This is a genomic window from Maribacter sp. HS, assembly GCF_048059195.1.
GTDB classification, from domain to species: Bacteria; Bacteroidota; Bacteroidia; order Flavobacteriales; family Flavobacteriaceae; genus Maribacter; species Maribacter dokdonensis.
In genome coordinates, this window is sequence record NZ_JAYLVV010000002.1 from 682,334 (window position 1) to 696,441 (window position 14,108).

A 14,108-nucleotide genomic window follows, 5' to 3' on the forward strand; every position below is an offset into this window, starting at 1 on the left:
AGTTTTCCTTAGGAAAGAAAAAAGCGGACAATTTTCTACAAATCTATAACCGCAGCCTTACTTCTAACATTAAGTCTTAGTGCCAAAATACCCGAAATTGCAAAGAAAGCTCCTGCGAACAACATTGCATTAATTGCATTATTTCCAAGTACATATTTATAGATTGGACCAAATGTCAAAGTTTCTATACCCATGGGTATTACGATCATCATATTCAAAATCCCCATATATACCCCCCTTCTGTCTTGCGGCACCACTTTAGACACCATTGTATATGGTATTCCCATCATTGCCGCCCAGCCAATACCAAATAGGACCATTGGCACCAAAACCAATATGGGATCCGTAATAAAAGGTATGGTGAATAATGATAAGGCCGTACCAAACAAGCTCAACGCATATACTTTTTTACCCCCAAATTTTAAGGTCAAAGGCACTAGCGCCAAAGCTACAACCATGGTAACGACATTATAGGTTAAACTCATTTGTGCAGATTGAGATGCTGCCTCTCCTGTTGAGTATCCCATGGTCAACTTAAATAATGGGGTAGTATATTGCCAATAAATAAACAATGCATACCATTGAAATAAATAAACCGCTCCAACCCTCCACATAAATTTGGGCATTCTCTTAATAGCTTCTGCAATTTCTTTGAAAGGAAACATTATCCGATCCATTAAGGGTTTGGCCCTTGCCGCATTTATCTCCTCCAATTCTAAAGAAGACGGAGGAATTTCGGGAGTTTTTAACACCGAATAAAGTATTGTAGTAATTGATAGAATTGCACCAATATAGAACGAGTAATATAACCACGTAGGTATAGTACCCGCCACTTCTACAGACTCGCCACCAAACAAATACTGAAACAGCACTATTGACCCGTTTGCCAAAAGAATACCAGCCCCAACGAAAAGGCTTTGCATTTGGTAGCCTAAACTTAACTGCTTTTCAGGCAGCTTGTCACCCACAAAAGCACGATAAGGCTCCATTGCCATATTGTTACCCACATCTAAAATCCATAAAAGTCCAACCGCAAACCATAATACCGGACTTGTAGGAAATGCAAAAAGGCACAAACTACCCAAAATTGCCCCAATCAAAAAATAGGGTTTTCTTCTACCCCAACGTGCAGACCAAGTTTTATCTGACATGGCTCCAATAATTGGTTGTACGATCAAACCCGTTACAGGCCCAGCGATATTTAAAATTGGCAACATATCTTCTGGTGCGCCTAGATAAAGAAAAATAGGGTTTATTGCTGTTTGCTGTAATCCGAAGCTATATTGAATTCCTAAGAACCCAACATTCATATTGAATATTTGCCAAAAACTAAGACTTGGTTTAGTTATTTTCATTAGGGCTAACGTTTATAATCTACTGGTTTATTTTAACATATTCACATAAAAATCATGTAATAACTCAGAAAAACATAATTTAAAGTAGCAACCAATATAATATAAATAAACCTGTTGCGCATGATTATCTATTGGAAATGCCTACGAAAACGATTGAGGAAATGAAATTATTTTAGAAATTCAATATTTCTAGTAAGTCCGCCGTACTTTGTTCGTTTAACAGCAGATTTTTTGAAGACCTTTTGAAAGACATCCACTGTTATCTCTTCCCAATCCTTTTTGGTCATGCTTAACAACTCTGGATGAGGATTGAATAAAGGCTCATTGTGTGGTTTAGAAAATCGGTTCCAAGGACAAACATCTTGACAAACATCACAACCAAACATCCAATCATCAAAAGACCCCTTCATTTCATTAGGCAACTCATTTTTTAATTCAATCGTAAAATAAGAAATGCACTTACTGCCGTCTACCACGTATGGTTCAACTATAGCTTGTGTAGGGCAAGCATCTAAACACGCAGTACAGGTACCACAATGATCGGTAACAGCATGGTCATATTCTAAATCAATATCTACGATCAATTCGGCAATAAAGTAAAAGGAACCAACCTGCTGCGTTAAAAGATTACTGTTCTTACCAACCCAGCCCAAACCACTTTTTGCTGCCCAAGCCTTATCGAGCACTGGAGCAGAATCTACAAAAGCACGGCCATGTACCTCGCCTATTTCTTCCGTTATGAATTCTTGTAATTGCCTAAGTTTACCTTTTATGATGTGATGATAATCTTGACCGTAGGCATATTTTGAAATTTTGTAAGAATCTTCTCGTTGGGTTTTTTCAGGAAAATAATTTAAAAGCAAGGATATGACAGACTTAGACCCTTCCACCAATTTTCGCGGATCTAATCTTTTATCGAAATGATTTGCCATATAGCTCATTTCGCCATGCATATTGTTGTTGAGCCATTTTTCCAATCTTGGCGCTTCTTCCTCTAAGAAATCCGCTTTAGATATACCACATGATAAAAAACCGAGGCGTTTGGCTTCGGTTTTAATACTATTGGTCCATTTAGATTTGATATCTATACTCAAAATAATCCTGGTTGAATTCCACCTTTGATTCTTCCTAAATGTTTATAAGCCATTTCTGTAACTTCACGACCTCTAGGTGTTCTCATAATAAACCCTTGCTGAATTAAAAAGGGTTCATATACTTCTTCAATAGTTTCGGCACTTTCAGACACAGCGGTCGCCAAAGTTGTTATCCCAACAGGACCACCTTTAAACTTATCTATAATGGTCGTAAGAATTTTGTTATCCATTTCATCTAACCCATGGGCATCTACGTTCAAAGCTTTTAAACTGAATTTAGAAATTTCCATATCAATAGCACCATTGCCTTTAATTTCCGCAAAATCTCGTACCCTACGCAAAAGGGCATTACATATTCTAGGAGTACCCCTACTTCTACCGGCAATTTCTATAGCAGCATCTTGAGAAATAGGAACCCGTAAAATTTCCGCACTTCGTTCTACTATAGTGGACAACAGTTCTGTAGAATAATACTGTAACCTACTTTGAATGCCAAACCTAGCTCGCATAGGCGCTGTTAGCAAACCTGAGCGCGTTGTAGCACCAATTAAGGTAAACGGATTCAAATTTATTTGAACAGACCTGGCATTTGGACCTGTTTCTATCATGATATCTATTTTGTAATCTTCCATTGCAGAGTACAAGTATTCTTCTACTATGGGGCTAAGTCTATGTATTTCATCAATGAACAATACATCTCTTTCCTCTAAATTGGTCAACAACCCTGCTAGATCTCCAGGCTTGTCCAATACAGGACCAGAGGTAATCTTGATCCCAACACCAAGTTCATTTGCCAAAATATTTGCCAAGGTTGTTTTACCTAATCCCGGAGGACCGTGAAACAAGGTGTGATCCAATGCTTCACCTCTTCTATTGGCTGCTTCAACAAACACCTTAAGATTTTCGAGCACTTGTTCCTGACCAGTAAAATCATCAAAATTTACAGGTCTCAATGCTCTTTCAATATCAAGCTCCTCATTAGAGAAACCTTCCGCAGATGGGTCTAAATACTCGTTCATACACTAACAAAGATAGACAAACACGCGGTAACTTTGAGCCAAATCATTTTCCTAAATAGGATTTTAACCAAACTAAAAATAACTTAAAAGCAGCCCCATCAAAATGAAGACATACCATCTGTTACATTTAAAATAGAACATAGGTATTGTCTATTCAGATGAATTCAATATCAAGTAAAAATTGTAATTTCATTGTATGACAACAGAAATTTATACCGCATCGGTTTTACAGTACATACCTGTATTTTATATTATTTGGTCAGATGATCTTTTATCTGCATCGGAAATTAACGTGGCAGAAAATGCCATTTCAGAAGATAGTTCACTAACACTTGCCGACAAGAAACTATTAAAATCTTGGTTAGATGTTAATAATCCTCCCAAGGATAGTGTTCTTAAATCTTGGAAACAATTAATTGCCAATAGCGGTGTTAAATTGGTGGAGCACAACACCTATCCTTTAACCGCATTCAGCGAGAAAGTGGCTACACACTATCAAGGGGAAATACCATTTAATGAATGCATAAAAAATATTGAGGTCAATTTGGGTATACAACCCAATCACTACAACCATCTTTTTGATGTTCAAATTGACCTAGATCCAAAATCGGCACAATATTCAGCAAAGCATATAGACTCCATTTTAAAAGGTGAACATGCCCAAACGATAGACCAATTTAGGTCTACATTAAATGACCCTATTTTTTCTTGGCAGATACGACGAAACAAAGAAGATTTTAGACAGCACGTTCTAGAACAAGTGAAATTTCTAGCACAAAAAGGTTATGGCGCCATGGCATATTCTGAAGACTATGGCGGAACCGATAATATGGAAGGTTACGCTCATATTTTTGAAAATATGATTTGGGCAGACGGAAGTTTAGCCATAAAATTTGGTGTCCAATTCGGTCTATTTGGGGGGAGCATACAAAAACTGGGCACAAAAAAACACCACAACACGTATCTAGCAAAAGCCGGTGCAGCATCATTGTTAGGATGTTTTGCAATGACGGAAACCGGTCATGGATCCAACGTACGCGGTATTAAAACAACAGCAACCTACAACAAGGAAAAAGATACCATTGTAATACACACACCGGGTAAAAATGACAATAAAGAGTATATAGGCAATGCCTTACACTCACAAATGGCATCTGTTTTTGCCCAATTGATCGTTAACGGAAAAAATGAAGGAGTACACGCCATATTGGTACCATTACGAAATAAAGCCCATGAGCTTTTACCAGGTATTACCGTAGAAGACAATGGTTATAAGTTAGGGTTAAATGGTGTAGATAATGGCAAAATATGGTTTGATCAAGTAGAAGTACCGAAAGAAAATTTGCTAAATAAGTATGGTACTATTCTAGCGAATGGTGAATATTACTCAGAGATAAAAAATCCGAATAAAAGGTTCTTTACCATGCTGGGAACGTTGGTTGGCGGTAGAATTTGCGTTGCGAGAGCCGGACTTGGCGGTGCTAAATTTGCTTTGACCGTCGCCATAAAACATGCTTTAAAAAGAAGACAGTTCAATGATAGTGTAAAAATACAGGAAGACCTTTTAATGGATTATCCCTCGCATCAATTACGCTTAACCCCATTAGTTGCCAGTGCCTACGTTTACCATTTTACCTTAGATAAAATGATGTCGTTATATTGTGACGAGTCTCAACCGGACAAGAGAAAAATTGAGACGCAAGTTGCTGGTTTGAAATCTATCATAACCTGGTATGCCAATGAAACTATACAAGAATGCCGAGAGGCTTGCGGTGGCAAAGGCTATCTTATAGAAAATCGTATTGCAGACTTGAAAGGCGATGTGGATATTTTCACCACTTTTGAAGGCGACAACAATGTGCTATTACAGCTGGCCGCAAAAGGAGTTTTATCAGATTTTAAAGCCGAATTCAATAGCGCAGGATTTTCTACCGTTTTGAAACTTTTAAGCTCACAATTAAGTGATAAACTATCGACCATAAATCCAATGTACTCCAATAAAACCGACAAGGATCATTTATACAATCCTAAATTTCATGTACATGCACTTGAGTATAGAACAAGAAGATTAACCTATACGCTTGCTATGCGCATTAGAGGATATATTAAAAAAGGAATACCCTCTTACCAAGCGTTCTTAAAGGTGCAGACACATTTAATGACACTTGGTAAGGCTTACAGTGCAGAATTGGCCTATAAATCATTCTTAGAGCATACCAACACAATTACGGATCCTGACTATAAAACACTTTTTGAAAAAATTGGAACATTGCATGCTTTATATGAAATTAGAAAAGATGCATCATGGTATCTAGAACAAGGCTACCTGGGAGGAACAAAATCCAAAGCCATACGCCAAAGAGTAGAACGACTATGTACCGAGCTTAGACCTCATTTAAACACCTTAATAGACGGTTTTGGCATACCAGACCACCTTATGACCGCACCTATTGCCAATTAGTTCTTCTCCTTTTCCAATCTAGAAGTATCTAAAAAATCCAAAATGGTAATCTCTGCATCACCGTATAACTTGGTTCTAGTAGCACCTTTAGAACTAAGTTGTATGGTATTTAAGGCACGAACTTCAACATCAGGTGAATCTTCGGCAATTACCAACACATCATTTGATTGTAAGTTAGAAGCTTTAAGGGCACTATTTCCATATAATTTCGCCATTAAAAAATCTGAAGTTCCTTCAACTTTAGCAGAGGCATTTTTATACATATAAATATTATTGCTTTCACCGGTGGTATATAACTTAACATCTATTCTATCCTTTAAAACGATATTTAAAGAATCACTTGCCAAATTAAAATCGCCAGAACTAATTTCCTCCATACTGACATCAATAATATCAGCAGTGGCGTTTAATTCCAATCTTGAAGTGCCAAAAGTCTGCACCCTAAGTTTATCCGTAGAAATAACATCCTTCATACTGATTTTACCGTTCAACATTTTAATACTGTTCAACTCTTGAAAAAAGATGGTGATATCCAGTTTTCTCTTAGAGGTAATATTATAGAATGAGGAGATTTTCAACACCCCGTTATCCACCTTAAACTTTAGCACATCTACCAGATTGTCATCAAGCTCTAGAGCATAACCTTCATGTGATGCCTTTTGAATAACAATGTCCAAATCATCTGCCAACTCAATTCCATAAAACGGTTCTAGGTCCTCTCTTAACTCAATAACATTCTTATTACCTTTAATTTTAGGCTTACGTTGTGAATAGCTTTTAACCCCAACTATTAATGCTACAAACAGAATGGCGAACTTTTTCATATAACTGTATTTTTAAATGAAGGTATTTAAATTTATGCAATAATAGAACAACTTAATAATATCCCAATAGTAATGTAAAACAAAGCCCAACTAAGTATAGTTGGGCTTTTATATAGAATATGTTATTTACTAGTGATTCAATTCCTCTTCATTTTCTTGCAAAGGAATATGTTGTGGTACGTAATCCTGACCAGCGATGATATACTCACCGTTCTCATAGACCTTACTATAATCATAAGCCCATCTGTGTACCTCAGGTATTGGTCCATCCCAGTTACCATGTACATGCTTTTGATCTGTTGTCCATTCCAATGTATTGGATTTCCATGGATTTTTAGGACCTACTTTACCATAGAATATGCTATAGATAAAGTTAGCAACGAATACTAATTGAGCTGCAGCTGCAATAATAGCGAAAACAGTCATCAATACTTGAATATTAGTTAACTCATCGAACATAGGAAAAGCAGTGTTTTCATAGTACCTTCTTGGAACACCAGCCATACCGACAAAATGCATTGGGAAGAAAACACCATAAGCACAAACAGCAGTTACCCAAAAATGAACATAACCAAGATTCTTATTCATTAATTTTCCTTCAAACATTTTAGGGAACCAGTGATATACACCGGCAAAAAGACCATAAAGTGCAGAAATACCCATTACCAAGTGGAAGTGAGCTACAACGAAATACGTATCATGAACGTTAATATCCAAAGTACTATCTCCTAATACTATACCTGTTAAACCACCCGTAATAAAGGTAGATACCAAACCAATTGAAAACAACATAGCCGGATTCAACTGAAGGTTACCCTTCCATAAAGTAGTAATATAGTTAAACGCTTTTACCGCTGATGGTATAGCAATTAATAAGGTTGTAAACGTAAATACAGATCCAAGGAACGGATTCATACCAGATATGAACATGTGGTGACCCCAAACAATGGTAGACAAGAAAGCAATTGCCATAATTGAAGCAATCATAGCTCTATAGCCAAAAATTGGTTTACGAGCATTAGTTGACATTACTTCTGAGGTTATACCCAGTGCCGGCAATAAAACAATATACACCTCTGGGTGACCCAAGAACCAAAATAAATGCTCAAATAAAACTGGAGAACCTCCTTGGTAATGTAAAACTTCACCTTGAATAAATATATCTGACAAGAAGAACGAAGTACCAAAACTTCTATCCATGATCAAAAGTAATGCTGCTGACAATAGAACAGGGAAGGAAATCACACCAATAATGGCTGTAATAAAGAATGCCCAGATAGTCAAAGGTAATCTAGTCATTGACATTCCTTTTGTTCTAAGATTAATTACTGTTACAATATAATTCAAAGAACCAATAAGAGAAGATGCAATAAATATTGCCATAGACACCAACCATAATGTCATACCCATACCAGAACCTGGTTGCGCCATTGGCAGTGCACTTAATGGAGGATAAATTGTCCAACCAGCTGCGGCAGGTCCTGCTTCTACAAACAATGAAATAATCATTATAATACTAGATACAAAGAACATCCAAAAAGAAACCATGTTAAGGAATCCAGATGCCATATCTCTTGCACCAATTTGTAATGGAATCAAAAGGTTACTGAATGTACCACTTAAACCTTGCGTAAGTACAAAGAATACCATGATTGTACCGTGCATTGTAACCAATGCAAGGTAAACATCAGCATCCATAACTCCACCTGGCGCCCATTTACCCAATAATGCCTCAAATACCGGAAAAGATTCACCTGGCCAAGCCAATTGCATTCTAAACAATAAAGACATTGCAATACCAATGAAACCCATTACCAATACACCCATGATAAAATATTGCTTAGCAATCATTTTATGGTCTTGGCTAAAGATGTACTTTGTTACAAAAGTTTCTTTATGATGATGTCCATGATCGTCGTGTCCGTGATCATCTACATGTGCATGTGCTGTTGCTGACATAATCGTAATCTTATTTTTTATTAATTTTCTTTAAATAGCTAAAATGACTTAAGAATAAAAGATTATTCTCCTATTGATACTGCGCTTAATGAATGAACTTCAGGACTAGATTCATCTTTCATCACCGTTTCGGCAAATGTTGATTGACTCTTCATCCATGCATTATATTCCTCTTCGGTCTCTACGATAATCTTCATTTGCATATTGTAATGAGATTTACCACAAATCTTGTTACATAACAAAATATAATCAAATTGCCATGGATCTATAGGTTCACCTGTAGCAGCTGCTTTCTCCGCGCGTATTTTATTTGTTCTTTTCACCTTATCCATGACATCTGGATTGGTTCTCATTTCCTCAGTAGTGTAAATTGGTGTAAAAGAAAACTCCGTTATCATACCAGGAACACAGTTCATTTGTGCTCTAAAATGTGGCATATATGCAGAATGCAGTACATCTTGTGAACGCATTTTAAAATTCACTTTTCTACCAACTGGCAAGTGAAGCTCCTTAACGATAACATCATCATGTGCATATGTATCAGCTTCATCCAAACCTAATACGTTAGCCTTATCAATGTCGATCATTCTAACATTTGCTCCACCTAAAACATTATCATCACCACCATACCTAGCAGTCCAATTAAACTGTTGCGCATATAACTCAACGATTAGTGGATCATCCTCATCATTTACATCCATTATAGTGGTCCAAGTATATAAACCCCACAAAATAAGACCTGCCAAAACAATTACAGGAATTATTGTCCAGATAAATTCTAAACGGTCATTATCAGCATAAAACAAAGCTTTTTGACCTTCCTTACCAGCATATTTATATCCAAAATAATGAAGTAACGCCTGAGTTATTGTTTGTACAATAAAAATGATAATAAAGGAAACCAACATTAAGTTGTCATACTCTTCACCATGTGCAGAACCCGCTTCAGGCAATAAAAATTTACCATATTTCCAGAAACTGAAAATGGTAATTCCGTATATGAAGACCAAGAACCCAAATAACATATATCCGTTATTCTTGTTATCAGTATCAGTAGCTATCTCGTACTTAGTAGTTTTAAGCTGTGATAATTCAAATATTTTAGTCAATTGCCAAATGGCAATTGCTACAAGAACAAGAACAGCTAAAGTCAATAATGTCGTCATCGTATATATAAATGTTATACTTTACTTATTAATCTATTAATAGTGAAAGTGTCTACTTTCTTCAATAAACGGATTTCTCTTTGGTTGTAAAGGTGCTGTAGAAAGCGCTCTGAACACCCAGAATATAAATAATCCAGCGAAAAACAATACAGAACCTATTTCAGGAATACCAATGTACCAGTTCTTACCAACTGTTGATGGCATGATAGCATTGAAAATATCCATATAATGTCCTGCTAAAATTACTATACCTGTTAATATTACAAACCAGTTAATTCTTTTGTAATCACTATTCATTAGCAAAAGTACTGGGAACAAAAAGTTCATAGCAACCATACCAAAGAAAGGAAGTTTATAATCAGCTATTCTAGTTACATAATAAGTAACCTCTTCCGGTATATTAGAGTACCATATCAACATGAACTGTGAAAACCACAGGTAGGTCCAAAAAATACTAATACCGAACATAAACTTAGCCAAATCATGAATGTGACTATCATTAACATCTGGCAAAAGACCTTTTGATTTAAGATAAATGGTAACCATTGCAATCACTGTAATCCCAGATACAAACATACTTGCAAATATGTACCATCCGAACAATGTACTAAACCAGTGTGGCTCTACACTCATAATCCAATCCCAAGACATAATTGACTCAGAAATAAGATAGAATACCAAGAAAGCTGCAGATATTCTAAAGTTTAATTTAAAATTAGCATTATCGTCAGACTCATCCTGAGCTAAAGATAATCTTCTAGAGTATTCTCTATACCCAATCCAACCTGCTAAGAAAATTGCAGCTCTTATTAAAAAGAATGTTGGATTCAAATATCCAGATTTACCTTGCAATAAGTGATCATGAGCAACTACATCTGCATCCATCCAAATAAATAAATGGTTCATATGTAATACAGAAAGCAACAATATAACGAACACAATAATTCCTCCTGGAACTAGGTATGCCGTAATTGCCTCCATTACCCTAAACAGTAATGGCGACCAACCTGCCTGCGCTGCTCTTTGTATAGCATAGAAAGCCAAAACACCTAGAGCGATCATCATAAAGAAGAAAGCTGCAACATATAAAGCTGACCAAGGTCTGTTCTTTAATTGATCTAACAAATGCTGATCATGAGAAGCATCGTGCTCTTCACCATGAGAATCTGCAACAGCATGATCATTTTCCTCTACTGCATGTTCTGCTTCAGCTCCATGTGCATCACCATGACCTTCATCATGACTTGCTACCATTTCTTTCGCTTCTGCTATAGTTCCAGGAGCCATAACAAATCCGCCAATAATTCCTAATGCACCTACTATCATTAGAACTATGGAAGCTATTTTAAGTCTATTTGAAAACGTATACATAGTATTGCTTACCTATTATTTGGTTAAATCTTGTTTCAATTTCATCACATATTCCGATACTTGCCACATCTCTTCAGTATTCATTTGAGAAGCATAAGACCCCATTGAATTCAATCCATAATGGATTGTATAATACGTAGATCCAACCGTCAAGTTTCTTACCGGGTCCGCATAACTAGGAACACCTAATATTTTTTCTCTTTTTACAAGTGTACCTTGCCCATCACCTTTATCACCATGACAAATAGCACAATAAATAGTGTAAAGTTGACCACCTTTCGCTAAGTTCTTTTCTACACTCATAGAATCTAATGGACTTGATTGAAGCCTAGCCAACTCTTTACCCTCAGGGGAGTTTTCAATTTCATATGGCAACCACCCTCTATTAATTGTATTCGCCGGTGGCAACATAGCTTCGGACTGGTTTGGTAAAAAATCTGCCTCGCTGTAAGCCTCATAACCTACAGACTCATACATGTTAGGCATATACTGATAATTAGGAACACTATCATCTTGACAAGAAGTTGCCACAATAGCTAGACCGAATATTATTGCTAATTTCTTAAAACTGTTCATATTTAATGACTGTTTTTTTCTGATATACTAATTTCAACTGCACCAGTATTCATTAATAAATCTCTTAATTCTTGCTCGTTGTCATGGATTTCAATCTCCATTAAAAAGTGATCATCCGTTGTTCTTACATCTGGATTTTCTGCTTCTTTAAAAGGCCACAATCTACTTCTTAGGTAAAAAGTTATTACCATTAAGTGAGCCGCAAAGAAAACCGTTAATTCAAACATAATAGGCACAAAAGCCGGCATGTTCTCCAAATAGCTAAAACTTGGTTTACCACCTATATCTTGAGGCCAATCTTCAATCATGATAAAGTTCATCATTAAAACCGCCACTGTTAAACCTACACAACCGTATAAAAAAGCAGTGATAGCTATTCTAGTTGGCGCTAAACCCATAGCCTTATCAAGACCGTGTACAGGGAAAGGACAATAAACCTCCTCTATATGAAGCTTTGCCGCTTTAACCTTTTTAACGGCAAGCATTAGCACATCATCATCGTCGTAAAAAGCATGTATAACCTTAGATGCCATATTTATCTTTTGTTATTTAATAAAATTGATGCTTGTCCTGCCCAGTCATCACGTTGTGCTCTACCTGGGAAAGAACCTGTAATTGAATCTAAAAGATCATACTCGCTTTCAGTCATTCTAGCGACTTGAGCAAATGTATAGATTCCTATTTCATTTAAAGTAGCCTCCATTTGCGGCCCTATACCTTTAACTTTCTTTAAATCATCCGCTTCTTGTGTAGCAGGATCAAAAGTACCCACAGCACTCAATAAATCAGAAACACCAACTTTATCACCGACAGATGGTACAACTTCACCCATCAATACATCATCAGTTACTGTTTCCTTCACCTCTACTTTAGCCGTTGAGATTTGATATAGAGGTTTCCCAGCATCTCTTAACACTTTGTATTTTTCACCAGAAGATTTCAATATAGATTTCACTTCTGCCTGAGCAATTACTGGGAATGTTCTAGAATATAATAAGAACAATACAAAGAAGAAACCAATAGTACCTATAAATATTCCTATATCAACAAATGTTGGTGAGAACATTGTCCATGATGATGGAAGATAATCCCTATGTAATGATGTAACGATAATTACGAATCTTTCAAACCACATACCTATGTTTACCACAATAGAGATAAAGAAAGAGAACATGATACTTGTTCTTAATTTCTTGAACCACATGAACTGTGGAGAGAACACATTACAAGTCATCATTGACCAGTAAGCCCACCAGTAAGGTCCGGTTGCTCTGTTCAAGAATGCATACTGCTCATATTCCACACCAGAATACCATGCCATGAACAACTCGGTAATGTAGGCACATCCCACAATTGAACCAGTTAACATGATTACAATATTCATTAGTTCAATATGCTGAACCGTAATATAGTTTTCTAGGTGACACACCTTTCTCATGATGATCAACAAAGTATTTACCATAGCGAAACCAGAGAAGATAGCACCTGCAACGAAATATGGTGGAAAGATTGTTGTATGCCAACCCGGGATTACCGAAGTAGCAAAGTCAAAAGATACAATGGTATGTACAGATAGTACCAAAGGAGTTGCCAAACCAGCAAGTACTAAAGATACTTCCTCAAAACGTTGCCAATCTTTTGCACGACCGCTCCATCCAAAACTCAATAAGCTATAAATCTTCTTTTGAAAAGGCAATACGGCTCTATCACGAATCATTGCAAAATCCGGTAACAAACCTGTCCACCAGAATACTAATGAAACAGAAAGATATGTTGATATCGCAAATACATCCCAAAGAAGTGGAGAGTTAAAGTTCACCCACAATGATCCAAATTGGTTTGGAATTGGAAGTACCCAGTAAGCTAACCATGGACGACCCATGTGTATAATTGGAAACAAACCAGCTTGAACAACCGAGAAGATTGTCATTGCCTCCGCAGAACGGTTAATGGCCATTCTCCATTTTTGACGGAACAATAATAATACTGCAGAAATCAGAGTTCCTGCATGACCGATACCTACCCACCAAACGAAGTTGGTAATATCCCAAGCCCAGTTTACAGATTTGTTAAGACCCCAAGTACCGATACCGGTAGAGACCGTATAAATAATACAACCTACTCCCCAAAGAAATGCCACTAAGGCAATGGAAAAAACTATCCACCAGTGCTTGTTAGCTCTACCTTCTACAGGAGCAGCTATATCCACTGTTACATCGTGGTAGCCTTTGTCTCCAGTTACTAGGGGTTTACGTATAGGTGCTTCGTAATGCGACGCCATAG

The 14,108-nt window shown here is 36.7% G+C and carries 11 protein-coding genes; 1 reads left to right on the forward strand and 10 read right to left on the reverse strand.

Annotated elements, in window-relative coordinates; genetic code table 11:
• Positions 1-35: 35 nt before the first annotated feature.
• From VBZ51_RS03110 to ruvB, 3 genes are all read right to left on the reverse strand, one after another.
• Positions 36-1,355, reverse strand: coding sequence for an MFS transporter (locus tag VBZ51_RS03110; protein ID WP_099189774.1), 1,320 nt, complete (start codon positions 1,353-1,355; stop codon positions 36-38).
• A 167-nt stretch (positions 1,356-1,522) separates the two neighbouring features.
• Positions 1,523-2,443, reverse strand: a complete 921-nt coding sequence (gene queG / locus VBZ51_RS03115; protein WP_321828473.1) for a tRNA epoxyqueuosine(34) reductase QueG — start codon at positions 2,441-2,443, stop codon at positions 1,523-1,525.
• Positions 2,444-2,445: 2 nt separating this feature from the next.
• Positions 2,446-3,468 (reverse strand): Holliday junction branch migration DNA helicase RuvB, encoded by a 1,023-nt coding sequence (ruvB, locus tag VBZ51_RS03120; RefSeq protein WP_071341258.1) that lies wholly within the window; start codon positions 3,466-3,468, stop codon positions 2,446-2,448.
• A 196-nt stretch (positions 3,469-3,664) separates the two neighbouring features.
• Here ruvB and VBZ51_RS03125 point away from each other — a divergent pair, with 196 nt between their 5' ends.
• Positions 3,665-5,929, forward strand: coding sequence for an acyl-CoA dehydrogenase (locus VBZ51_RS03125; protein ID WP_416576027.1), 2,265 nt, complete (start codon positions 3,665-3,667; stop codon positions 5,927-5,929).
• On the opposite strand, the gene VBZ51_RS03130 is transcribed toward VBZ51_RS03125, so the two are convergent.
• The 7 genes from VBZ51_RS03130 to nrfD all read right to left on the reverse strand — a co-directional run bounded on the left by VBZ51_RS03130 (position 5,926) and on the right by nrfD (position 14,106).
• Positions 5,926-6,753, reverse strand: a complete 828-nt coding sequence (locus VBZ51_RS03130; protein ID WP_416576028.1) for a GIN domain-containing protein — start codon at positions 6,751-6,753, stop codon at positions 5,926-5,928. The two genes, VBZ51_RS03125 and VBZ51_RS03130, sit on opposite strands and share 4 nt — an antisense overlap.
• Positions 6,754-6,882: 129 nt before the next feature.
• On the reverse strand, positions 6,883-8,712 hold the full coding sequence (locus VBZ51_RS03135) for a cytochrome c oxidase subunit I (protein ID WP_058103945.1): 1,830 nt from the start codon (positions 8,710-8,712) through the stop codon (positions 6,883-6,885).
• A 62-nt stretch (positions 8,713-8,774) separates the two neighbouring features.
• Positions 8,775-9,878, reverse strand: coding sequence for a cytochrome c oxidase subunit II (locus VBZ51_RS03140; protein ID WP_416576029.1), 1,104 nt, complete (start codon positions 9,876-9,878; stop codon positions 8,775-8,777).
• A 36-nt stretch (positions 9,879-9,914) separates the two neighbouring features.
• Positions 9,915-11,249, reverse strand: coding sequence for a quinol:cytochrome C oxidoreductase (locus VBZ51_RS03145; protein WP_215996593.1), 1,335 nt, complete (start codon positions 11,247-11,249; stop codon positions 9,915-9,917).
• Between the two features lie 15 nt (positions 11,250-11,264).
• Positions 11,265-11,825 (reverse strand): c-type cytochrome, encoded by a 561-nt coding sequence (locus tag VBZ51_RS03150; RefSeq protein ID WP_071341253.1) that lies wholly within the window; start codon positions 11,823-11,825, stop codon positions 11,265-11,267.
• 2 nt (positions 11,826-11,827) lie between these two features.
• Positions 11,828-12,358 (reverse strand): DUF3341 domain-containing protein, encoded by a 531-nt coding sequence (locus VBZ51_RS03155; protein WP_058103949.1) that lies wholly within the window; start codon positions 12,356-12,358, stop codon positions 11,828-11,830.
• Positions 12,359-12,360: 2 nt separating this feature from the next.
• A complete protein-coding gene (gene nrfD / locus VBZ51_RS03160) occupies positions 12,361-14,106 on the reverse strand; it encodes an NrfD/PsrC family molybdoenzyme membrane anchor subunit (RefSeq protein WP_074671963.1) in 1,746 nt (581 codons plus the stop codon).
• Between the last annotated feature and the right edge of the window lie 2 nt (positions 14,107-14,108).